General features: G+C 67.9%; 21 protein-coding genes. All 21 read left to right on the top strand.

Annotated features, from left to right (window positions below):
* The first annotated feature begins 71 nt into the window (after window positions 1-71).
* The 21 genes from rpoN to flhA all read left to right on the top strand — a co-directional run bounded on the left by rpoN (window position 72) and on the right by flhA (window position 21,258).
* Window positions 72-1,481 (top strand): RNA polymerase factor sigma-54, encoded by a 1,410-nt coding sequence (gene rpoN, locus ACSDHM_RS08310; RefSeq protein WP_072166964.1) that lies wholly within the window; start codon window positions 72-74, stop codon window positions 1,479-1,481.
* A 14-nt stretch (window positions 1,482-1,495) separates the two neighbouring features.
* Window positions 1,496-1,873, top strand: a complete 378-nt coding sequence (locus ACSDHM_RS08305; RefSeq protein WP_005409556.1) for a response regulator — start codon at window positions 1,496-1,498, stop codon at window positions 1,871-1,873.
* The gene (locus ACSDHM_RS08300) at window positions 1,870-3,372 is read left to right on the top strand and encodes a sigma-54 dependent transcriptional regulator (protein ID WP_072166963.1); all 1,503 of its coding nucleotides are present in this window, start codon (window positions 1,870-1,872) and stop codon (window positions 3,370-3,372) included. Before ACSDHM_RS08305 ends, ACSDHM_RS08300 begins: the two co-directional genes overlap by 4 nt.
* Window positions 3,373-3,557: 185 nt before the next feature.
* Window positions 3,558-3,974, top strand: coding sequence for a hypothetical protein (locus ACSDHM_RS08295; protein WP_227838308.1), 417 nt, complete (start codon window positions 3,558-3,560; stop codon window positions 3,972-3,974).
* Window positions 3,975-4,403: 429 nt separating this feature from the next.
* Complete coding sequence (gene fliE, locus ACSDHM_RS08290) at window positions 4,404-4,769, top strand: flagellar hook-basal body complex protein FliE (RefSeq protein WP_061478712.1); 366 nt, start codon at window positions 4,404-4,406, stop codon at window positions 4,767-4,769.
* Between the two features lie 13 nt (window positions 4,770-4,782).
* Entirely contained in the window at window positions 4,783-6,429 is a 1,647-nt protein-coding gene (gene fliF, locus ACSDHM_RS08285; RefSeq protein WP_227838170.1) for a flagellar basal-body MS-ring/collar protein FliF, read from the top strand.
* A gap of 7 nt (window positions 6,430-6,436) precedes the next feature.
* On the top strand, window positions 6,437-7,423 hold the full coding sequence (gene fliG / locus ACSDHM_RS08280; RefSeq protein WP_024958226.1) for a flagellar motor switch protein FliG: 987 nt from the start codon (window positions 6,437-6,439) through the stop codon (window positions 7,421-7,423).
* Window positions 7,420-8,061 carry a FliH/SctL family protein gene (locus ACSDHM_RS08275; RefSeq protein WP_111008423.1) on the top strand — a complete coding sequence of 214 codons (642 nt, stop codon included), beginning with the start codon at window positions 7,420-7,422 and terminating at the stop codon, window positions 8,059-8,061. Before fliG ends, ACSDHM_RS08275 begins: the two co-directional genes overlap by 4 nt.
* Window positions 8,058-9,443 (top strand): FliI/YscN family ATPase, encoded by a 1,386-nt coding sequence (locus ACSDHM_RS08270; RefSeq protein ID WP_065178546.1) that lies wholly within the window; start codon window positions 8,058-8,060, stop codon window positions 9,441-9,443. The genes ACSDHM_RS08275 and ACSDHM_RS08270 overlap by 4 nt, the downstream gene beginning before the upstream one ends.
* A 3-nt stretch (window positions 9,444-9,446) precedes the next feature.
* Window positions 9,447-9,914 (top strand): flagellar export protein FliJ, encoded by a 468-nt coding sequence (gene fliJ, locus ACSDHM_RS08265; protein ID WP_005416437.1) that lies wholly within the window; start codon window positions 9,447-9,449, stop codon window positions 9,912-9,914.
* Complete coding sequence (locus ACSDHM_RS08260) at window positions 9,914-11,083, top strand: flagellar hook-length control protein FliK (RefSeq protein WP_353761820.1); 1,170 nt, start codon at window positions 9,914-9,916, stop codon at window positions 11,081-11,083. The genes fliJ and ACSDHM_RS08260 overlap by 1 nt, the downstream gene beginning before the upstream one ends.
* A gap of 127 nt (window positions 11,084-11,210) precedes the next feature.
* Entirely contained in the window at window positions 11,211-11,726 is a 516-nt protein-coding gene (locus ACSDHM_RS08255) for a flagellar basal body-associated FliL family protein (protein WP_005416435.1), read from the top strand.
* Window positions 11,727-11,736: 10 nt separating this feature from the next.
* Window positions 11,737-12,741 carry a flagellar motor switch protein FliM gene (gene fliM / locus ACSDHM_RS08250; protein ID WP_439426853.1) on the top strand — a complete coding sequence of 335 codons (1,005 nt, stop codon included), beginning with the start codon at window positions 11,737-11,739 and terminating at the stop codon, window positions 12,739-12,741.
* On the top strand, window positions 12,738-13,073 hold the full coding sequence (gene fliN / locus ACSDHM_RS08245) for a flagellar motor switch protein FliN (RefSeq protein ID WP_005409543.1): 336 nt from the start codon (window positions 12,738-12,740) through the stop codon (window positions 13,071-13,073). Before fliM ends, fliN begins: the two co-directional genes overlap by 4 nt.
* Before the next feature lie 17 nt (window positions 13,074-13,090).
* The gene (gene fliO / locus ACSDHM_RS08240; protein ID WP_181357910.1) at window positions 13,091-13,489 is read left to right on the top strand and encodes a flagellar biosynthetic protein FliO; all 399 of its coding nucleotides are present in this window, start codon (window positions 13,091-13,093) and stop codon (window positions 13,487-13,489) included.
* A gap of 1 nt (window position 13,490) precedes the next feature.
* Entirely contained in the window at window positions 13,491-14,270 is a 780-nt protein-coding gene (gene fliP, locus ACSDHM_RS08235) for a flagellar type III secretion system pore protein FliP (RefSeq protein WP_180870867.1), read from the top strand.
* A gap of 59 nt (window positions 14,271-14,329) precedes the next feature.
* On the top strand, window positions 14,330-14,599 hold the full coding sequence (locus tag ACSDHM_RS08230; protein ID WP_005413254.1) for a flagellar biosynthetic protein FliQ: 270 nt from the start codon (window positions 14,330-14,332) through the stop codon (window positions 14,597-14,599).
* A gap of 13 nt (window positions 14,600-14,612) precedes the next feature.
* A complete protein-coding gene (gene fliR, locus ACSDHM_RS08225) occupies window positions 14,613-15,404 on the top strand; it encodes a flagellar biosynthetic protein FliR (RefSeq protein ID WP_005416431.1) in 792 nt (263 codons plus the stop codon).
* 278 nt (window positions 15,405-15,682) lie between these two features.
* Window positions 15,683-17,815 carry a putative bifunctional diguanylate cyclase/phosphodiesterase gene (locus ACSDHM_RS08220; RefSeq protein WP_439426852.1) on the top strand — a complete coding sequence of 711 codons (2,133 nt, stop codon included), beginning with the start codon at window positions 15,683-15,685 and terminating at the stop codon, window positions 17,813-17,815.
* Window positions 17,816-18,022: 207 nt separating this feature from the next.
* Window positions 18,023-19,153 carry a flagellar biosynthesis protein FlhB gene (gene flhB, locus ACSDHM_RS08215; protein ID WP_088497675.1) on the top strand — a complete coding sequence of 377 codons (1,131 nt, stop codon included), beginning with the start codon at window positions 18,023-18,025 and terminating at the stop codon, window positions 19,151-19,153.
* Window positions 19,154-19,197: 44 nt separating this feature from the next.
* Window positions 19,198-21,258, top strand: a complete 2,061-nt coding sequence (flhA, locus tag ACSDHM_RS08210) for a flagellar biosynthesis protein FlhA (RefSeq protein WP_439426970.1) — start codon at window positions 19,198-19,200, stop codon at window positions 21,256-21,258.
* Window positions 21,259-21,304: the final 46 nt, after the last annotated feature.

Below are 21,304 nucleotides of genomic sequence, written 5' to 3'. Positions count from 1 at the left end.
ATTCCGCCCACGCCGGATCAAAAGCAAGATGCGTTCCACAAGGCGCCGGGGAGCGGCGCCGGGGAACCACGATGAAGGCTGCACTCTCGACCCAGCTGGGCCAACAACTTCACCTCACCCCTCAGCTGCTGCAGTCGATCCGGCTGCTGCAGCTCGATGGCCTGCACCTGGAACAGGAAATCCAGCGCCTGCTGGACTCCAACCCGCTGCTGGAGATCGAAGAGGCCGAAGCGCCTGCCGCTGACGCCACCGAGGCCGCCGCCACCACGCTGGAAACCGCTGCGTTCGACGAGTTGCCGGAGTCTTCGATGTGGGACGTGGCCGGCGCCAGCTGGCAGGACGGCGACGACGATCGCATGGCGCGCATTGCCGCCGGTGAGTCGACCGACCCGCAGCTGCGCGTGCTGCAGCGCCTGGCGCTGGACATGGACGACCGCGAACTGGCGGTGGCCGCGTTCTGGCTCGACCACTGCGATGAGGCCGGCTACCTGCAGGCGCCGCTGGCGCAGCTGCAGCTGCTGGCCAGCGCCCAGTTCGACATCGCCGCCGAAGGCGTCGAGGCCATCCGCCAGCAGCTGCTGCACGGTGAACCGGCTGGCATGGCTGCGCAGGACCTGCGCGAAGGCCTGCAGGCACAGCTGCGCAGCCTGCACGGCGTGGTCCCTGCTCGCCACCTGGCCGCCCGCATCCTGGATGGCGCGCTCGATGCGCTGGCTGCGCACGACTACCCCGCCCTCGCCCGCCAGCACGACGCCGAGATCGACGACGTGCGCGAGGCGGTGCGCCTGATCCTCTCGCTGCAGCCGCGCCCCGGCGACAGCCTGCTGCCCGAACGCAACGCTGTGGTAGTGCCGGACGTCGTCGCCTGGCACGCCGATGGGCAATGGAAGGTGGCACTGAACCCGGCCACCAGCCGCCGCGTCTCGATCAACAGCCAGTACGAACAGGCGCTGGCCGAAACCAGCGAAGCCGCGCCGGCACTGCGCGAGATGCTGCAGGAGGCACGCTGGTTCAGCCGCGGCCTGTCGATGCGCTACGACACCCTGCTGCGCACCGCGCGGGTGATCGTCGAGCGCCAGGCCGCCTTCCTGGTCCGTGGCGAAGAGGCCATGGCCCCGCTGACCCTGAAGGAAGTGGCCGAGGAAATCGGCATGCACGAGTCCACCGTCTCACGCATCACCACCGGCAAGTTCCTGCAGACACCGCGCGGCACCTTCGAACTGAAGCACTTCTTCGCGGTGCGCCTGGAAGGCGCCAGCGTCTCCGGCCAGGCGGTGAAAGCCATGGTCCGCCGCCTGATCGACGCCGAACCCGCCGGCCGTCCGCTGGCCGACGAGGCCATTGCCGGCCTGCTGTCACGCCAGGGGGTGAACATTGCCCGCCGAACCGTCGCAAAATACCGAGAACAACTGGATATCGCCCCGGCCCGCGAACGGCGCCGGCTCAGCGCCAGGCAACCGCAGCTGGCCCGGGTGGGCTGAAAAGGATGTTGGACATGAACAAGCTCACGGTCCTGCTGGTCGATGACCACGAGGGCTTCATCAACGCGGCGATGCGCCATTTCCGCAAGATCGACTGGCTGCAGATCGTCGGCAGTGCCGGCAACGGCCTGGAAGCGATCGAGCGCTCGGAAACGCTGCGCCCGCAGGTGGTGTTGATGGACCTGGCCATGCCGGAGATGGGGGGCCTGCAGGCCACCCGCCTGATCAAGTCGCAGGACGATGCACCGTACATCGTGATCGCCAGCCACTTCGATGACGCCGAGCACCGCGAACACGCGCTGCGTGCCGGTGCCGACAACTTTGTCAGCAAGCTGTCCTACATCCAGGAAGTGATGCCGATCCTGGAAGGCCTCAGGGAGGAACAGTCGTGAGTGAATCGCGCATCCTGGTGCTGGACAACGACGCCGTGCGCGCAGAGCGCACCGTTGCCCTGCTGGAATTCATGGACTTCAACCCGCGCTGGGTATCCGACGCGGCCGACTTCGACCTGGGCCGGCAGCGCCAGAACGACTGGATGGCGGTGATCGTCGGCAGCCTGGACGACAGCCCCGCCAGCACCGCGCTGTACAACTGGCTGGGCGGCAGCAGCCTGCCGCCTCCGGTGCTGCTGGCCGATGGTGATGCTGCAGTGTTTGCCCGGCAGCACGGGCTGCATGAAGCGAACATCTGGCCGCTGGAAACGCCGCTGCGCCACGCACAGATGGAAGCCCTGCTGCGCCGCGCCAGCCTCAAGCGCCTGGATGCCGAGCACCAGGCAGGCGCCGCCCAGGACCAGGGCCCCACCGGCAACGGCCCGGCAGTGACCGCCCTGCGCACCATGATCGAGCAGGTCGCCGCATTCGATACCACCGTGCTCGTGCTGGGCGAATCCGGTACCGGCAAGGAAGTGGTGTCGCGCGCCATCCACCAGCGCTCGCCGCGCCGTGACGGCCCGTTCGTGGCGATCAACTGCGGCGCCATTCCGGCCGACCTGCTGGAAAGCGAACTGTTCGGCCATGAGAAGGGCGCCTTCACCGGCGCGCTGACCGCGCGCAAGGGCCGTTTCGAAATGGCCGAGGGCGGCACCCTGCTGCTCGACGAAATCGGCGACATGAGCCTGCCGATGCAGGTGAAGCTGCTGCGCGTGCTGCAGGAACGCAGCTTCGAGCGCGTCGGTGGCAACCAGACCATCCGCTGCAACGTGCGCGTGGTGGCCGCGACCCACCGCGACCTGGAGACCCGCATCGCCGAGGGCAAGTTCCGCGAGGATCTGTTCTACCGCCTCAACGTGTTCCCGATCGAAGTGCCCGCGCTGCGCGAGCGCCGCGAAGACCTGCCAGCGCTGGTGGAAACCATCGCCGCGCAGCTGGCCCGCACCGGCCGTGGCGAAGTGCGCTTCACCCCGGAAGCGCTGCAGGCCCTTGCCGGCTACGAATGGCCGGGCAACGTGCGCGAGCTGACCAACCTGGTCGAGCGCCTGGCGGTGCTGCATCCGGGTGGTTCGGTGCGCGTGCAGGACCTGCCGGCCCGTTACCGTGGCGATGCGGCACTGGCGGCCGCCACGCCGGCACCGGCACAGCCGGCCGCCAGCGAAGAACGCCTGGACCTGCGCAGCTTCTCCTTCCACACCCCGGGCAGCGGCAACCAGCCGGCGCTGGAGCACGGCATCGCCGTCAATCGCCCGGCGGCGCCGGCGGCGCTGCCTGACGAAGGCATGGACCTGCGCAACCACATGGCCAACATCGAACTGGGCCTGATCAACGAAGCACTGGAACGCACCCAGGGCGTGGTCGCCCACGCCGCCCAGCTGCTCGGCCTGCGCCGCACCACCCTGGTGGAAAAGCTGCGCAAGTACGGCATCGAGCGCGAGCAGGCCGAACTGGCCGGCTGAAACGCATCGCCAGCATGAAGGGGGCACGAACGCCTGGGCTTGCCCGGGCGTTGGTGTTTCTGGCGCCTGGGCTCACATCCCTTTGCTGCGGAACGCGATCTGAGCCCATTGCTTTTGCATGTTTTCCTAGAGACAACACGGCCGCAGTGCGGAGTATGGCAAGGACATCCCAAGGAGGTTCCACCATGCATCGCCTTGCCCTGCTCGCCACCCTGCTCTGCCCGGCCCTGGCCACCGCGGCCAACTGCACGCTGCCTGTCACGCTGGACCAGCGCCACTTCACCAACCTCAGCGACCCGCTGTACGCCCCGGACAACCCCAACGCCGGACGCATGGTGCAGCTCAGCTTTGCCGGCAGCCAGTACGTGCTGGACATCCTCGGCACTGACTTGCGCATCGGCGGCAGCTACCGCTACCAGCGCCTGGCCCCGCATATCGCGGAAATCCAGATGACCGAGGCCCACCCGGCCGGTCCCGCCCACTACACCCTGCTGCTGACCTGCCAGAGCGACCGCCAGGGCCGCTTCATCTACACCCAGCACGACGGCCCCATCGCCCCGCGCCGGCGCCAGAATTCCGGCCGCTGGACCCTGCAGCCCTAGGCCAGAAAACCGACGCCGGATAAATGGCGCCACGACCGGGGTCAGAGCCCGTTGCGTTGCAACGGGATCTGACCCCATCCGATTAGTGCCGACCAACGGGCGGCACCCACCATCAGCAGCAGCTTCCAACAGATCGCGGCCAACTGTCGAAGGCGGGGTGGGTCCGGTTGCGGGGGCGTGAGCGCCATGGATGGCGCGACCGAGCGTACAGGGACGTATTCACGGCGTCCCCCGCAACCGGACCCACCCCGCCACCCCACGGATAGCCCGATTTTGACGTTGATGTTGACGTCGCGTCGGCGGGTGCAGGGCGCAGCCCTGCCACCAAACACCCACACCCTCACGTCACTGAATCGAAAACCGGTTTCGGCACGGCACTTGCACTGGTTCCAGCAGACAACCCCATCCCTGTTTCTGGAACCGTTGCAGATGTCCCACTCCGTCACTTCGATCCTTTCGCAGATCCGCTCCTATCAGACCCAGATGGGACAGCCGGCGCTCAACCCGCTGGGCGAAGCGCCGCGCAGCAACGCCCTGCCGGGCACGGTGCTGGACGCGCCGCAGGCCCAGCCGGCCAGCTTCACCGAAACCCTGCGTGGTGCGATTGCCGGCGTCAACGATGCGCAGCAGAAGTCCGGCGCCCTCGCCAAGGCCTTCGAAATGGGCGACCCCAGCGCCGACCTGGCCAAGGTGATGGTCGCCTCGCAGCAGTCCCAGATCGCCTTCCGCGCCACCGTGGAAGTCCGCAACCGTCTCGTCCAGGCCTACCAGGACGTGATGAACATGCCGCTGTAAGGAACATTGACGCATGGCACTGACGCTCTCCAAGGACAGCCTGAACGCCGAGAAGGCCGGGCAATGGTTCGACCGCCTGCAGAGTCTGCAGATCACCCGTCGGCTGGGCCTGATGGCGATGATCGCGGTGGCGGTGGCGGCAGGCCTGTCCGTGTTCTTCTGGTCACAGAAGCCGGGCATGGTCCCGCTGTACACCGGCCTGGACCAGAAGGCGACCGCTGAAGCGACCGACCTGCTGCGCGCGGCACAGATTCCGTTCGCGCTCGATCCGGCCACCGGTGGCATCACCGTGCCGGAAAAGAACCTGCACGACGCCCGCCTGAAACTGGCCGGCTCCGGCCTGACCGACAGCGGCAAGCTCGGCTTCGAGCTGATGGAACGCGATCCGGGCTTCGGCGTCAGCCAGTTCGTGGAAAGCGCGCGCTACCAGCACGCGTTGGAAACAGAGCTGTCGCGCACCATCAACACGCTGCGCCCGGTACGTGATTCACGCGTGCATCTGGCCATTCCCAAGCCCAGCGCCTTCACCCGCCAGCGTGACGTGGCCAGCGCCTCGGTGACCCTGGAACTGCGTGGCGGCCAGCAGCTGGAACGCAGCCAGGTGGATGCCATCGTGCACATGGTCGCGGCCAGCATTCCGGACCTGGCGCCGGAACGGGTGACCGTGGTCGACCAGAGCGGGCGCATGCTCAGCATCACCGACCCGAACAGCGAGGCGGCGGTCAACGCCGCGCAGTTTGAGCAGGTGCGCCGCCAGGAAACCTCGTTCAACCAGCGCATCCGCGAGCTGCTGGAGCCGATGACCGGCCCCGGCCGGGTCAATCCGGAAGTGAGCGTGGACATGGACTTCTCGGTGACCGAGGAAGCCCGTGAGCTCTACAACGGTGAACCGCAGAAGCTGCGCAGCGAGCAGATGAGCGAGAACACCACCAGCACGCCGGGTCCGCAGGGCGTGCCGGGTGCCACCAGCAACAGCCCGCCGGGCCAGCAGGCCGCGCCGGCCGCCGCGCAGGCCCCGACCGAAAGCAGCAAGAACGCCACCCGCAACTACGAGCTGGACCGCACCCTGCAGCACACCCGCCAGCCGGCCGGCCGCATCAAGCGCGTGTCGGTGGCGGTGCTGGTGGACAACGTGCCGCGCGCCGGCGCCAACGGCAAGGTCAGCCCGCAGCCGCTGTCGGCCGCGGAACTGACCCGCGTCGAGGCGCTGGTGAAGCAGGCCGTCGGCTTCAACGCCGAGCGTGGCGACACCGTGTCGGTGATGAACGCCCCGTTCGTGCGTGACACCACGCCGGTCGAAGGCCCGGCCTGGTGGGAACTGCCATGGGTGCACGATGCCGGCCGCATGCTCCTCGGCGCGGTGGTGGTGCTGGCGTTGTTGTTCGGCGTACTGCGCCCGGCGCTGCGCGCGATCACCGGCCAGAACAGGAAGGACGACCCGCAGGCACTGGAGCCGCACACCGCGGACGTGCAGCTGGTTGATGACGATGGCTTGCCGCTGCCGGCGCTGGGCACCGACCGGGCAAGCCTGGGCGGACCGGATGCGCTCGCACTGCCGGTGGATTCATATGAGGAACGACTGCGGATGGCGCGTGAAGCCGTGAAGACCGACTCCAAGCGCGTGGCCCAGGTGGTCAAGGGCTGGGTGGCCAATGACTGAGGCACAACTGACCGGTGTACAGCGCGCGGCCGTGCTGCTGCTTTCGCTGGGTGAGCTGGATGCGGCCGAAGTGCTGCGCCACATGGAACCCAAGGAGGTGCAGAAGATCGGCATCGCCATGGCCACCATGACCGACATCACCCGCGAGCAGGTGGAGCGAGTGATGGACCAGTTCGGCCAGGAACTGGGCTCGAAGACCTCGCTGGGCGTGGGCTCGGATGACTACATCCGCAACATGCTGGTGCAGGCGCTGGGCAGCGAGAAGGCCGGCAACCTGATCGACCGCATCCTGCTCGGCCGCAACACCACCGGCCTGGACGCGCTGAAGTGGATGGACCCGCGTGCGGTGGCCGACCTGGTGCGCAACGAGCACCCGCAGATCATCGCCATCGTGATGGCGCACCTGGAAACCGACCAGGCTGCCGACGCGCTGAAGCTGCTGCCGGACCGTACCCGCGTGGATGTGCTGCTGCGCATCGCCACCCTCGACGGTATTCCGCCGAACGCGCTCAATGAACTCAACGAGATCATGGAGCGCCAGTTCGCCGGCAACCAGAACCTGAAGTCGTCCAACATCGGCGGCGTGCAGTGCGCAGCCAACATCCTGAACTTCATGGACAGTGGCCAGGACCAGGCGATCCTGGGCGAAATCGCGCGCATCGATGCGCCGTTGAGCAACCGCATCCAGGACCTGATGTTCGTGTTCGACGACCTGGTCGACCTGGACGACCGCGAGATGCAGCTGGTGCTGCGCGAGGTGAGCGGCGAGCGCCTGGGCCTGGCCCTGCGCGGTGCCGACATCAAGGTGCGCGACAAGATCACCCGCAACATGTCGCAGCGCGCGGCCGAAATCCTGCTCGAAGACATGGAGGCCCGCGGTCCGGTGCGCCTGTCCGACGTGGAAGGCGCGCAGCGCGAGATCCTGGCCATCGTCAAGCGCATGGCCGATGAAGGCACCGTCACCATCGGTGGCAGCGCGGAGGCCATGCTGTGAGCAACGTCGTGCGCTGGCTTGCCCCGGACCTGCTGGCCCAGCCCGAACCGGTGCTGGAGCAGGAGGGTGCGTTCGAACTCACCGAGCCGGATCCGGAACACGATCCGGAGCCGCCGCTGCAGCTGCCGACCCTTGAAGAGATCCAGGCAATCCAGGACAGCGCCGAGAAGGAAGGGTTCGAACAGGGCCATGCCGACGGCTACGGCCAGGGCCAGGCCGAAGTACGTCGCCTCGCCGCACAGATCGAAGGGATCCTGGACAACTTCAGCCGGCCGCTGGTGCGGCTGGAGAACGAAGTGGTCGGCGCCCTCGGCGAACTGGCGGTGCGCATCGCCGGCGCACTGGTCGGCCGCGCCTACGAAGCCGAGCCGGCACTGCTGGCGCAGCTGGTCGGCGAAGCGATCGACGCCGTGGGGGGCAGCACCCGCGAGGTGGAAGTGCGGCTGCACCCGGATGACATCGCTGCGCTCGCCCCGCTGCTGAACCTTTCACCGGCGCAGCGCCTCGTACCGGATACCAGCCTCAGCCGTGGCGACCTGCGCGTGCACGCCGAAGCCGTGCGCATCGACGGCACCCTGGAAGCCCGCCTGCGCGGTGCGCTGGATGCGGTGATCCGCCAGACCGGAGCCACGGCATGAGTGCCGGACCACAAACCACTCCGCCGCCGGCCGACTGGGCCGTGGCCCGCAACCTGCGCCTGGCCCGGCGCCTGGATGGCCTGCGCGTGGACACCGCGCATGGTCGTGGCCTGATCCGCGAGGGCGTGTTGCGCCGTGCGGTCGGGCTGACCCTGGAAGCGGTCGGCTGCGAAGCGCCGCTGGGCGCCAGCTGCAAGGTGGAAGTGGTCGACGGTGGCTGGGTCGACGCCGAAGTGGTCGGCTTCGCCGGCGAACGCACCTACCTGATGCCCAGCGCCGAACTGCATGGCCTGCTGCCCAACGCCCGGGTGGTGCCATCGGCGCGCCGGGGCGGCGTGGAAGTGGGCGAAGGCCTGCTCGGCCGCGTCATCGACAGCGACGGCGTGCCGCTGGATGGCAAGGGCCCGATCCGCGCCGAAGGCCATGTTGGCATGGCCGGCGTGTCGATCAATCCGCTGGCGCGTGAACCGATCACCCAGCCGCTGGACGTGGGCGTGCGCGCGATCAACGCGCTGCTGCCGATCGGCCGCGGCCAGCGCGTCGGCCTGTTCGCCGGCTCCGGCGTCGGCAAGTCGACGCTGCTGGGCATGATGACCCGCTACACCGCCGCCGACGTGATCGTGGTCGGCCTGATCGGTGAACGTGGCCGCGAAGTGCGCGATTTCGTCGAGACGACGCTGGGCGAGGAAGGCCTGCGCCGCGCCGTGGTGGTCGCCAGCCCCGCCGACCGGCCGCCGCTGGCGCGACTGCATGGTGCCTACCGCGCCACCGCCATTGCCGAGTGGTTCCGCGACCAGGGCCTGAACGTGCTGTTGCTGATGGACTCGCTGACCCGCTTCGCCCAGGCGCAGCGCGAGATCGGGCTGTCGGTCGGCGAACCGCCGACCACCCGCGGCTATCCGCCGTCGGTGTTTGCCAAGCTGCCGGCACTGGTCGAACGCGCCGGCAATGGCGCCAAGGGCCGTGGCTCGATCACCGCGTTCTACACGGTGCTGACCGAAGGCGATGATCCGCAGGATCCGATCGCCGATGCCGCGCGCGCGATCCTCGATGGCCACATCCTGCTCTCGCGCCGCGTGGCCGACAGCGGGCTGTACCCGGCCATCGACGTCGAATCGTCAGTCAGCCGCGTGGTCACGGAAATCGCCGACGAACCGTGGCGCCTGCGCATCCGCAAGTTGAAGCGACTGGTCTCGGCCTACTCGGCCAACCGGGACCTGATCGCGATCGGTGCCTACCAGCGCGGCAACGACGCGGCCACCGACGAAGCCCTGGAACGCTGGCCGGAAATCATGGAGTTCCTCGGCCAGGACGTTGCCAAGGCCGCAGATCTCCCGCACAGCCAGGCGGCGCTGCAGCGCCTGGTGGAACAAGAGAGTTAAGCCATGAACCAGTCCAAGCGCATCGATCCCCTGCTCAAGCGGGCCCAGGAACATGAGGACGCGGTCGCCCGCGACCTGGCCGAACGCCAGCGCGTGCTCGACACCCATCTGTCGCGACTGGACGAACTGCGCCGCTATGCCGAGGAGTACGCCAACGCACAGATGGCGGCGACCAGCCCGGCACAGTTGCTCAACCGCCGCGCCTTCCTCGATCGACTGGACAGCGCGGTCGAGCAGCAGCAGGCCACGGTCAATGGCAACCGCGAAAAAGTGGAGGCCGAGCGCGCACGCCTGATCCTCGCCAGCCGTGACAAGGCGGTGCTGGAGCAGCTGGCCGCCAGCTACCGGGCGCAGGAAAAGGTGGTGACCGACCGCCGCGACCAGCGCGAGATGGACGACATTGGCGCACGGCGTGCACGCCTGGTGCAGGCCGAAGACCAGGACGGCGCCGAGCAGGGAGGCCGCTCGTGATGCCCGCCCCGCTCGCCAGCAGCGCCAACACGGCCACGCCCGCCACCAGCAACAGTGCCGCACGCGCCTCGCGCAGCGAAGGCGGAAAGGACTTCAGCCAGCTGCTGCAGGGCGGCGCACCGTCTGCACCCACGCCAGCCGGCAGCGCCACGACACCGATGTCATCCACGCCGAGCCCGCCATCGACCGCCGACAGCAATGGCCAGGCACCGGGTGAACGCACCGCGGACGCCGAAGCGGCAACTGCTGAAACGCCGTCGCTGCCGCCGGTTGCCGTGACCCCGGCTGGACCCGGCACCGAAAAGGACAAGCCCGCCGCGACCGAGGACGCCCCGTGGCCACCGCCCGGCCTGGCCGGCCTGGTGCTGGCGATGCCGATGCCTGCCGATTCCGCTGCTGCTCTGCCAACCACCGCTGCACCGGCGGTGGCCAGCGACGGTAGCGCGCTGCCTGCTGCTGCCCCCGCCACGAACGCGACACTGCCTGCAGCCGCGCCGGCAGCGGCAACCGCAGCCCCAGTGGCGGCCGACGGCAAACCGGCGGCGACCAGCCCGGAGGATGCCACCGCGCTGCCACTGCCGGAGATGATCCTGCCCGGCAAGCGCGCCGAGCGTGGCGAAGGCAGCGACGTGGCTGCACTTGGCGACCGCACCAGCGTACCCCTGCTGCACTCACCGCCAGCGGCCGCCGTACAGGACCTCAAGGCGGCGCTCGCCACCGGCAACGCGATCTTCAATGGCGAACCGACGCCGAAGCCCGTGCTGGGTGACGATGGCTTCGACCAGGCCATCGGCGCACGGCTGGGCTGGCTGGCCGACCAGAAGATCGGTCACGCCCACATCCGCCTGAGCCCGGACGACCTGGGCCCGGTCGACGTGCGCCTGCAGTTGAACGGCGACAAGGTGCATGCCAGCTTCAGCAGCCCGCACGTGGACGTTCGGCAAGCGCTGGAAAGCAGCCTGCCGCGCCTGCGCGAGCTGCTGGGCGAACAGGGCTTCCAGCTGGCCCACGCCGATGTCAGCCACCAGGCACCGGGCGGTGGCGGCAATGCGCCGGGCCAGCCCGGTGGCAGCGGCATCATCGGCGACGGAGAACCGACGCCGGGCGACGCCAGCGTGTCGTCGGCGCAGTTGATCCGCCAGCGCGGACTGCTGGACGCTTACGCCTGACAGGCGTGCCGACCAAGGTTGGCACCTACCGGCACAGGTTTCCGACGGAATTCCGTCGCACCCGCTGCCCGGCCTTCGGCACACCCCTTGCATATCCCGGTGAAGCAACCCTCAGGAGCTTCACCCCGTGGCCGCAGCCGCTGACAAAACCAAGAAGACCGCCGAGAAGGACAAGGCCGCCAAGCCGCGTAGTCCGATCCTGATCACCGCGCTGGTAGCCGTATTGGCCGCCGCTGCTGCCGGTGGCGGCGTGTGGTTCTTCACCCAGTCCAAGCACGAAGAGAAGACCGCACAGGCGCCGAAGAAGAGCGCGACTCCAGCCCCGGCCCAGTACTTCGCACTGGATCCGGCCTTCGTGGTCAACCTCAATGGCCCGGTCGACGGCCCACGTTACCTGCAGCTGGAGGTTCAGCTGATGACCCGCGACCCGGCCGCGCTGGAAGCGATCAAGACCCACGCCCCGGCCATCCGTGCGCGCCTGCTGATGCTGTTCTCGCAGGTCAGCCCGGACCAGATCGCCGATGTCGCCGGCAAGCAGAAGCTGCAGGCCGCCTCATTGGCCGAGGTGCAGAAGGTGCTCAAGGCCGAGACCGGCAGCAACGGCGCCGACGATCTGCTGTTCACCAGCTTCGTGACCCAGTAAGGGCCCACCGATGAATGATCTGCTGTCCCAGGACGAGATCGATGCCCTGCTCCACGGCGTGGACAGTGGCGCGGTCGAGACCGATGCGGAACCCCCGTCAGGCGAAGCGCGCTCGTACGACTTCGCCAGCCAGGACCGCATCATCCGTGGTCGCATGCCGACCCTGGAAATGGTCCATGAGCGCTTCGCGCGCCTGTGGCGGATCGGCCTGTTCAACCTGATCCGCCGCTCGGCCGAACTGTCGGTGCGCGGCATCGAGCTGATCAAGTTCAACGACTACATGCACTCGCTGTATGTACCGACCAACCTGAACCTGATCCGCTTCAAGCCGCTGCGCGGCACCGGCCTGATCGTGTTCGAGCCGACCCTGGTGTTCGCCATCGTCGACAATTTCTTCGGTGGCGACGGGCGCTACCCCACCCGCATCGAGGGCCGCGAGTTCACAGCTACTGAAATGCGGGTGATCCACCTGCTGCTGAAGCAGACCTTCGCCGATCTGCGCGAAGCGTGGGCACCGGTGATGGATGTCGACTTCGAGTACATCAACTCGGAGATCAACCCGCATTTCGCCAACATCGTGACCCCGCGCGAGTACGTGGTCGTGTGCCGCCTGCACGTCGAGCTCGACGGTGGCGGCGGCGACATCCACGTCACCCTGCCCTACTCGATGCTGGAACCGATCCGCGAACTGCTCGACGCCGGCATCCAGAGCGACCGCAACGACCGCGACGAGAGCTGGGGCAAGACCCTGCGTGAGCAGCTCAACGTCGCCGAAGTCACCCTGTCCAGCGTACTGGCCACCAAGCGCATGACCCTGCGCGACCTGACCCAGTTGAAGGTCGGCGACATCCTGCCGATCGAGCTGAGCCCGCAGGTGCCGCTGTGCGTGGAGAACATCCCCGTGTTCACCGGCGAGTTCGGCATCGCCAACGGCATGAACGCCGTGAAGATCACCGCTACCCATCCGCCGGGCACCCGCCCGCGCGTACCCGTCATCCAGGAAGACCCGCAATGAACGATATCGACGCCCTCGAACCGACCCCGGCCCAGTTCAGCAGCCTGCAGGCCGATGAGGCGAATGGTCCGGACCTGAACCTGGACGTGATCCTCGATGTGCCGGTGACCCTGTCGCTGGAAGTCGGTCGTGCCCGCCTGCCGATCCGCAACCTGCTGCAGCTCAACCAGGGGTCGGTGGTGGAACTGGAGCGCGGTGCTGGCGAGTCGCTGGACGTGTTCGTCAACGGCACCCTGATCGCCCACGGCGAAGTAGTAGTGATCAATGACCGCTTCGGCGTGCGCCTGACCGACGTGGTCAGCCCCAGCGAGCGTATCCGGAGACTGCGTTGAGCCTGCTGGCCTCCACCCTGCTGGCGGTCGGCAAGGCCGCCGCGCCGATCGGTCCGCAGGTCGGCCAGCATGCGGCCGCCGCACCCAGCCTGTTCGGTGCGGTGCTGGCGCTGCTGGCGGTACTGGCACTGGTGATCGGCCTGGGCTGGCTGCTCAAGCGCATGCCTGGCAGCGGCTTCCGCCCGGCCGAAGGCATGAAGGTGGTGGCCAGCCTGAGTGTCGGTGCCAAGGAACGCGTGGTGGTGGTGGAGGTCAACGGCCAGCAGCTGCTGCTGGGCGTCACCGCCGGCGGCATCAACACCCTGCACACCCTGCCCGAACCGCTGCCGCCACCGGCGCCGGTGCGCGTGCCGGACTTCAAGAATCTTCCGAATTTCGCCCAGCTGCTGCAGCAGCGGCTGCGCAAGGATCCCTGACATGCGTGTCCCCCGTACCCGTCCCGCCACCCTGATGCCGTGGCTGCTGTTGCTTGCCCTGTGCCTGTTGCCGGCACTGGCGTTCGCCGCGCCCGGCGCTCCGGCCACCCCTCTGCCGGACGTCAACGTCGGCAAGATCGGCGGCCAGCCGGTCAGCCTGCCGCTGCAGACCCTGCTGCTGATGACCGCGATCACCCTGATCCCGTCGATGCTGCTGGTGCTGACCTCGTTCACCCGCATCATCATCGTGCTGGGCCTGCTGCGCCAGGCGCTGGGCACCGGCCAGACGCCGTCCAACCAGGTGCTGCTGGGCCTGGCCCTGTTCCTCACCGCAATGGTGATGATGCCGACCTGGGACAAGGCGTGGAGCGCGGGCATGGCGCCCTACCTCAACGGCGACATCGACTTCCAGACCGCATGGACGCTGACCACGCAGCCACTGCGCGGCTTCATGCTGGCGCAGATCCGCGAGACCGACCTGATGACCTTTGCCGGCATCGCCGGGCATGGCACCTACGCCAGCCCCGACGCGATCCCGTTCCCGGTGCTGGTCGCTTCGTTCGTCACCAGTGAACTGAAGACCGCCTTCGAGATCGGATTCCTGATCTTCATCCCGTTCGTGATCATCGACCTGGTCGTTGCCAGCGTGCTGATGTCGATGGGCATGATGATGCTGTCGCCGATGCTGGTATCGGCGCCCTTCAAGATCCTGCTGTTCGTGCTGGTCGATGGCTGGGTGCTGACCGTGGGTACGTTGGCGGCGAGCTTCAATCCGGCCTGATATCCCCCGTAACGCGCAGTCGAGCAGGGCTCGACTCTACATGAGCAGATGGAATCCGAATGTCTCCCGAACTTGCCTTGACTGAACTGCGTGGCGGCCTGATCACAGTGTTGTGGGTGGCCGGCCCGCTGCTGCTCACCGTACTGGTGGTGGGCGTGGTGGTTGGTGTCGTGCAGGCCGCGACCCAGCTCAACGAACCGACCATCGCCTTCGTTGCCAAGGCGGCAGCGCTGACCGCAGTGCTGTTCGCGCTGGGCAGCCTGCTGATCGGCCACCTGGTTGAATTCACCACGCTGCTGTTCCAGCGAATTCCCCACCTGATCGGCTAGGACACGCGCTTCGATGGACGCCGCCACCCAGATGGCTGCCGACGGCCTTCAGGCCTTCGGCATGATCGGCACCGTACTGTGGACCATGCTGCGCATCGGCGCTGTGGCCATGGCCATGCCCATGGTCGGGACCCGCGCCGTCCCGTCACGGGTGCGCGTGGTGCTGGCTGGCACCCTGGCCATCGCACTGGCCCCGCTGCTGCCCCCGGTGCCGGACTGGACCGGCTTCGACGCGGCTACGGTGCTGACCATCGCGCGCGAGCTGGCCATTGGCGTATCCATCGGTTTCCTGCTGCGGCTGGTGTTCGAAGCCGGTGCGATGGCCGGCGAACTGATCGCGCAGGGCACCGGCCTGGCCTTCGCGCAGATGAGCGATCCGCTGCGCGGTGGTACCTCCGGCGTGATCGGACAGTGGTTCTACCTGCTGTTCGGGCTGCTGTTCTTCACCGCCAACGGCCACCTGGCGTTGATCTCGCTGCTGGTGGACAGCTATCGCGCGCTGCCGATTGGCGCCCCGCTGCCGGATCCCCATGCCTTCTTCAGCATCGCCCCGACCTTCCTGCTGACCGTGCTGCGCGGCGCGCTGAGCCTGGCCATCCCTCTGACCGTGGCGATGTTGGCGGTGAATCTGGCCTTCGGTGTCCTGGCGCGTGCCGCGCCTGCGCTGAACCCGATCCAGCTGGGCCTGCCGGTTTCGCTGCTGCTGGGCCTGTTCCTCCTGGCGCTGCTGGCCGGGGAAATGGGGCCGCCGGTACAGCGCCTGTTCGACGCCGCCTTCCAGGCCGCGGACGCGGTCACACGCTGACCCGGTCGTCACGTTCTACTGCTTGCCATGCATTTGTTTCTGTAGAGCCGAGCCCATGCTCGGCTGCCTTCGGCAGGAGTGGCAGCCGAGCATGGGCTCGGCTCTACAGGGGCGCAATTTCACGGATTGCCGCTTGAAGTCCCCCCCGGTCTGCGCGTTAGAGTGAATGCGCGGCAACCGGGGGGATGCCGCACCCGGCCGACGCCCGTTCGCGTTGGCCTGCCTCATGCATGCCCCACCGTGGTTTCCGTCGACAGGCAGGTCCGGGAGACTGACGAATGCTGGTAGGCACGTACAACCCGTGGCTGGTGGCGATCTCACTGCTGGTCGCCGTGATGGCGTCGTACACAGCGCTGGCCATGGCCGGGCGCACGGTCACCGCCCCGGGCCGGGCAGCCGCCTGGTGGTGGCGCCTGGGGGGCGGATTCGCCATGGGCCTGGGTGTCTGGTCGATGCACTTCATCGGCATGCTGGCCTTCGATCTGCCCATTGCACTGGGCTACGACCTGCCCATCACCCTGCTCTCGCTGGCCCTGGCGATCGCCTCGTCGGTGTTCGCACTGTGGCTGGTCTCACTGCGTACCCTGCCCCATCCTCGATTGGCCGGTGGTGCCCTGCTGATGGGCACCGGCATTGCCGGCATGCACTACGTCGGCATGGCAGCGATGCGCATGCAGCCCGGGATCGACTACGACCCGGGCTGGCTGCTGCTCTCCCTGGTGGTGGCGGTGGCCGCTTCGTGGACCGCGCTGTACGTGGCGTTCCGCCTGCGCGCGCAGCGCACCCGCGTCGGTGACCGGTTGGCGGCCGCCGGCCTGCTTGGCCTGGCCATCGTCGGCATGCACTACACCGGCATGGCCGCCGCGCGTTTCCCGGAAGGCAGCATCTGCGGCGCCGCGGTCGGTGATGGCCTGCAGAGCGAGTGGCTGGCGATGCTGGTGGTGGTGTTGACGGTTGCGATCCTGGCGGTGGTGCTGGTGGTCTCGTGGCTGGACCAGCGGGTGGAGGCGCAGCTGCTGCGGCTTCGCAACTCGATGCTGAGCACCTCGTTGACCGATGCCCAGCAGGAATTGACCCAGGCCGCGCTGCACGACCCGCTGACCCGCCTGCCGAACCGCCTGCTGCTGCAGCGGCGCATCGTGCAGGCGCTGGCCGAAGCCGAACAGGGCGGCAGCCGTTTCGCGGTGATGTTCATGGACCTGGACGGATTCAAGCAGGTCAATGATGCCTACGGCCATCAGGCCGGCGACGCACTGCTGGTGGCGGTGGCCGAGCGTACCCGGCAGCTGCTCCGGCCCAACGATATGCTGGCCCGTCTGGGCGGCGACGAATTCGTGCTGGTGGTGCGCATCGAGCACGACGAGGACCTGCCCACCCTCGCCCGGCGCATCCTGCAGGCGGTGGGCAGCGGCCCGTTGCTGCCGGACAACGAACTTCAAGTGACCGCCAGCATCGGCGTGGCGATCTGCCCCGACCACGCTGCCAGCGAGCGCCAGTTGATGGCCTTCGCCGACGCGGCGATGTACCAGGCCAAGGAATCCGGACGCAACGCCTTCGTGCTGTTCGCCGACTGGATGAACGACAGTGCCGAGCAGCAGTTCCGGCTGCTGGCCGACCTGCGCCGTGCGATCGGCAGCGAGCAGCTGTTCCTGCACTATCAGCCGAAGATCCGCGTGGCCACCCAGAAGGTGGCCGGTGCCGAAGCGCTGATCCGCTGGAAACACCCGGAGCACGGACTGATCCCACCGGACCGCTTCATCCGCCTGGCCGAACGCAGCGGCGCGATCAACGAGATCGGTCGCTGGGCACTGGACCAGGCCTGCCAGCAACTGCGGCGCTGGCGCGACGCCGGGCATGAAGGCTGGTCGATGTCGGTGAACCTGTCGCCGGTGCAGTTCAGTTCGCCACACCTGCTGCAGGATGTGCGTGAAGTGATCGAACGCTACGACATTGCCCCGCGCCACCTGGTGCTGGAGATCACCGAAAGCACGGTCATGCGCGATACCGATGCCAGCCTTCGCCTGCTGCAGGCGCTGTCGGCGCTGGGCGTGGGCATCTCCATCGATGATTTCGGAACCGGCTATTCCAGCCTGCTGTACCTGAAGCGGCTGCCCGCCACGGAGATCAAGATCGACCACGCGTTCGTGCGTGACCTGGAACACAGTGCGGAGGACGTGGTGATCGTCTCGGCGATCGTGGCGCTGGGCCATGCACTGGACATGGACATCGTCGCCGAAGGCGTGGAAACCGCCGCGCAGCGCGCCTACCTGGAGCGCCTGGGCTGCGACTTCCTGCAGGGCTACCTGCTCGGCCGCCCGGTCGACGCGGCGCGCTTCATGCAGCTGCACGACCTGCCGCGGCCGCGGGTGGAGCTGGCGCAGAGCCCGCCGCAACAACACCCGCCCGGATAGCGCCGGGCAGCGCGACCACCTGCCATCACGGAACGATTCCTGCGGCACCCTCCTGTAGAGCCGAGCCCACGCTCGGCTGCGCTTCGCGCCTGGACCCAACCGCAGCCGAGCATAGGCCCGGCTCTACAAAAGGGTCGTCGGTTGATCCACGCCATGCGTGGAACAGTTCTTGCACGCCCTCCGGCAACCCCTGCCGCAGTACCCGTGATGTCCGAGAACGAATCCGCCGGCGAAAAGACCGAACAACCGACCGAAAAACGCCTGCGCGACGCCCGTGAACAGGGCAACCTGCCGCGCTCGCGCGAACTGGGCACCGCCGCCGTGTTCGGCGCCGGCGTGCTGGCGGTAATGGCCATGAGCGGCTCGATCGGACGCGGCGCCAGCGCCTGGATGAAGCAGGCGCTCAGCCCCGAGCAGAGCCTGCGGCAGAACCCGAAGGAACTGTTCGGCCACTTCGGTGATCTGCTGCTGCAGTTCATGCTGGTGATCGCACCGCTGGTGCTGGTCTGCCTGCTGGCCAGCTTCGTCGCCCCGCTGGTGATGGGCGGCCTGCGCTGGTCGCAGAAGGCGTTGCTGCCCGACATCAACCGCATGAACCCGATGAGCGGGTTCAAGCGCCTGTATGGCCCGGAAGCCATCGCCGAGTTCACCAAATCGCTGCTGCGCGTGGCCTTCGTCGGTGTCGCTGCCGGGCTGGTGGTGTGGTCCGGCTTCGACACCCTGCGCGGCCTGATCCACCACCCGCTGGAGACCGCCATCACCGACGGCCTCGGCTTCACCCTGCGCCTGCTGCTGGCCACCGCCGGCGCCATGCTGGTGCTGGCCGCCATCGATGCCCCGTACCAGCGCTGGAACTGGATGCGCAAGCTGAAGATGACCCGTGAAGAACTGCGCCGGGAAATGAAGGAAAGCGAAGGCAGCCCCGAGGTGAAGGGCCGCATCCGCCAGCTGCAGCAGCAGATGGCCAACCGCCGGATGATGGAAGCGGTACCCACCGCCGACGTGGTGGTGGTCAATCCCACCCATTACGCGGTGGCCCTGAAGTACGAAGGCGGCGCCATGAACGCCCCCACCGTGGTCGCGCTGGGCGTGGACGAGACCGCCCTGCGCATCCGTGAAGTGGCCGACGGCAACAAGGTCGCGATCGTCTCTGCCCCGCCTTTGGCACGCGCCTTGTATCGGGAAGGCCAACTCGGAAAGGAAATCCCCGTGAGACTGTATTCGGCCGTCGCCCAGGTCCTGTCCTACGTCTACCAGCTGCGCGCCTGGCGCACTGGCCCGATGCCGGACGCCCCGCACATCCAGGTGGATGAATTCGGCAAGGGAGGCCGCCCGTGAGCGCCCAGCCCGCCACCGGATTCAACACCCGCCGTGCCCTGGAAATGATCCGCCAGGGCCTTGGCGCGCCGCTGATCGTGCTGGCCCTGCTGGCCATGGTCGTGGTGCCGCTGGCCGCGCCAGTCCTTGATGCGCTGTTCACCTTCAACATCGCCATCTCGCTGATGGTGCTGCTGGCGGTGGTCTACGTGAAGCGCCCGCTGGACTTCACCATCTTCCCGATCGTGCTGTTGATCACGACCATGCTGCGGCTGGCGCTGAACGTGGCCTCCACCCGCGTGATCCTGCTCAACGGCCAGAACGGCCACGACGCTGCGGGCAAGGTCATCGCCGCCTTCGGTGAATTCGTGATCGGCGGCAACTATGCGGTCGGCATCGTGGTGTTCGCGATCCTGACCATCATCAATTTCGTGGTCATCACCAAGGGCGCCGGCCGCGTCTCGGAAGTGACCGCGCGCTTCATCCTGGACGCGATGCCCGGCAAGCAGATGGCGATCGACGCCGACCTCAACGCCGGTTTGCTGACGCGCGAGGAAGCCAAGCTGCGCCGCGAGGAAGTCCGCGAGGAAGCCGACTTCTACGGTGCAATGGACGGTGCCAGCAAGTTCATCCGCGGCGACGCCATCGCCGGCATCCTGATCCTGTTCATCAACATGCTCGGCGGCCTGGCCGTGGGCGTGCTGCAGCATGGCATGCCGTTCGGCGACGCCGCTGCCACCTACACCCTGCTCTCCATCGGTGACGGCCTGGTGGCGCAGCTGCCGGCACTGCTGGTGTCCAGCGCGGTGGCGATGCTGGTCACCCGCGCCTCGCGCTCGCAGGACATGGCCCAGGCCATGACCGGGCAGGTGTTCGGCCAGTACCGCGCGCTGGCGATCACCGCCGGCATCATCGGCGTCGTTGGCCTGGTGCCGGGCATGCCCAACGTCGCTTTCCTGACGCTGGCCGCGATCCTTGGCTTCATCGCCTGGAAGCTGTATCGCAAGACCAAGGCACCGGCTGCCGATGCAACAGGCAGTGGCACCGATGCTGCCGCGCTCACTGCGCTCGGGCGCCCGGCCGTCGCGGCCCCCACTGCCGAACTGAGCTGGGACGAACTGCGCCCGGTCGATCCGCTGGGCCTGGAGGTCGGCTACCGGCTGATTCCACTGGTGGACAGCAACCAGGGCGGCGAACTGATGGCGCGCATCAAGGGCGTGCGCCGCAAGCTGACCCAGGATGTCGGCTTCCTGATTCCCTCGGTGCACATCCGCGACAACCTGGAACTGCCGGCCAACGGCTACCGCGTGCTGGTGCATGGCGTGCCGGTGGCCACCGCCGAGATCCACCCCGACCGCGAGCTGGCCCTGGATCCGGGCAGCGCGCTCGGCGCACTGGAGGGCATTGCCGGCAAGGATCCCGCGTTCGGCCTGGATGCCACCTGGATCCAGCCGCACCAGCGCGCCCAGGCCGAAACGCTGGGCTACACGGTGGTCGACCCGGCCACCGTGGTCGCCACCCATCTGTCGCACCTGATCCGCGAACACGCACCCGAGCTGCTCGGCCATGAGGAAGTGCAGCACCTGCTGGCCAACCTGGCCAAGAGCGCACCCAAGCTCGTCGAAGATCTGACGCCGAAGGCGCTGCCGCTGTCGGCGGTGGTGCGCGTGCTGCAGAACCTGCTGGTCGAGCGCATTCCGATCCGCCAGCTGCGCAAGATCGCCGAGGCACTGGTCGAACATGCGCCCAGCAGCCAGGACCCGGCCGTGCTGACCGCCGCGGTGCGCAACGCACTGGGCCGCTTCATCGTGCAGGAGATCGCCGGAATGTCGGCGGAGCTGCCGGTGTTCACCCTCAACCCGCAATTGGAACGTGTCTTGCAGGAGTCCACGCAGGGCAACGGCGCCGCGCTGGAACCCGGACTCGCTGAGCGACTGCACCAGAGCCTGGCCGAATGTGTCAGCAAGCAGGAAGCCCGCAACGAGCCCGCGGTCGTGCTGGTACCTGGCCCGGTGCGCGCCGCGCTGGCCCGCCTGGTCCGCCACAGCGTTCCGTCGCTGTCGGTCCTGGCCTACAGCGAGGTGCCGGAGGACAAGCGCCTGAAGCTGGTCGGAACGATCAGCTGACGCCGCCCGCCGATGCGCCAGAAAACAGACACCACTTTCGAACCAA

The organism is Stenotrophomonas sp. T8, from assembly GCF_051853085.1.
Taxonomy (GTDB): domain Bacteria; phylum Pseudomonadota; class Gammaproteobacteria; order Xanthomonadales; family Xanthomonadaceae; genus Stenotrophomonas; species Stenotrophomonas sepilia.
The sequence above is the reverse complement of the archived record's forward strand: the minus strand, read 5'-3'. Positions and strand labels throughout refer to the sequence as shown.

What these genes read in the sequence shown, in the direction of transcription:
- rpoN (WP_072166964.1), top strand. Translation starts at nt 72, where the DNA reads ATGAAGGCTGCACTCTCGACCCAGCTGGGCCAACAACTTCACCTCACC.
- ACSDHM_RS08305 (WP_005409556.1), top strand. Translation starts at nt 1,496, where the DNA reads ATGAACAAGCTCACGGTCCTGCTGGTCGATGACCACGAGGGCTTCATC.
- ACSDHM_RS08295 (WP_227838308.1), top strand. Translation starts at nt 3,558, where the DNA reads ATGCATCGCCTTGCCCTGCTCGCCACCCTGCTCTGCCCGGCCCTGGCC.
- fliE (WP_061478712.1), top strand. Translation starts at nt 4,404, where the DNA reads ATGTCCCACTCCGTCACTTCGATCCTTTCGCAGATCCGCTCCTATCAG.
- fliF (WP_227838170.1), top strand. Translation starts at nt 4,783, where the DNA reads ATGGCACTGACGCTCTCCAAGGACAGCCTGAACGCCGAGAAGGCCGGG.
- ACSDHM_RS08270 (WP_065178546.1), top strand. Translation starts at nt 8,058, where the DNA reads ATGAGTGCCGGACCACAAACCACTCCGCCGCCGGCCGACTGGGCCGTG.
- fliJ (WP_005416437.1), top strand. Translation starts at nt 9,447, where the DNA reads ATGAACCAGTCCAAGCGCATCGATCCCCTGCTCAAGCGGGCCCAGGAA.
- ACSDHM_RS08260 (WP_353761820.1), top strand. Translation starts at nt 9,914, where the DNA reads ATGCCCGCCCCGCTCGCCAGCAGCGCCAACACGGCCACGCCCGCCACC.
- fliM (WP_439426853.1), top strand. Translation starts at nt 11,737, where the DNA reads ATGAATGATCTGCTGTCCCAGGACGAGATCGATGCCCTGCTCCACGGC.
- fliN (WP_005409543.1), top strand. Translation starts at nt 12,738, where the DNA reads ATGAACGATATCGACGCCCTCGAACCGACCCCGGCCCAGTTCAGCAGC.
- fliP (WP_180870867.1), top strand. Translation starts at nt 13,491, where the DNA reads ATGCGTGTCCCCCGTACCCGTCCCGCCACCCTGATGCCGTGGCTGCTG.
- ACSDHM_RS08230 (WP_005413254.1), top strand. Translation starts at nt 14,330, where the DNA reads ATGTCTCCCGAACTTGCCTTGACTGAACTGCGTGGCGGCCTGATCACA.
- fliR (WP_005416431.1), top strand. Translation starts at nt 14,613, where the DNA reads ATGGACGCCGCCACCCAGATGGCTGCCGACGGCCTTCAGGCCTTCGGC.
- ACSDHM_RS08220 (WP_439426852.1), top strand. Translation starts at nt 15,683, where the DNA reads ATGCTGGTAGGCACGTACAACCCGTGGCTGGTGGCGATCTCACTGCTG.
- flhB (WP_088497675.1), top strand. Translation starts at nt 18,023, where the DNA reads ATGTCCGAGAACGAATCCGCCGGCGAAAAGACCGAACAACCGACCGAA.
- flhA (WP_439426970.1), top strand. Translation starts at nt 19,198, where the DNA reads ATGATCCGCCAGGGCCTTGGCGCGCCGCTGATCGTGCTGGCCCTGCTG.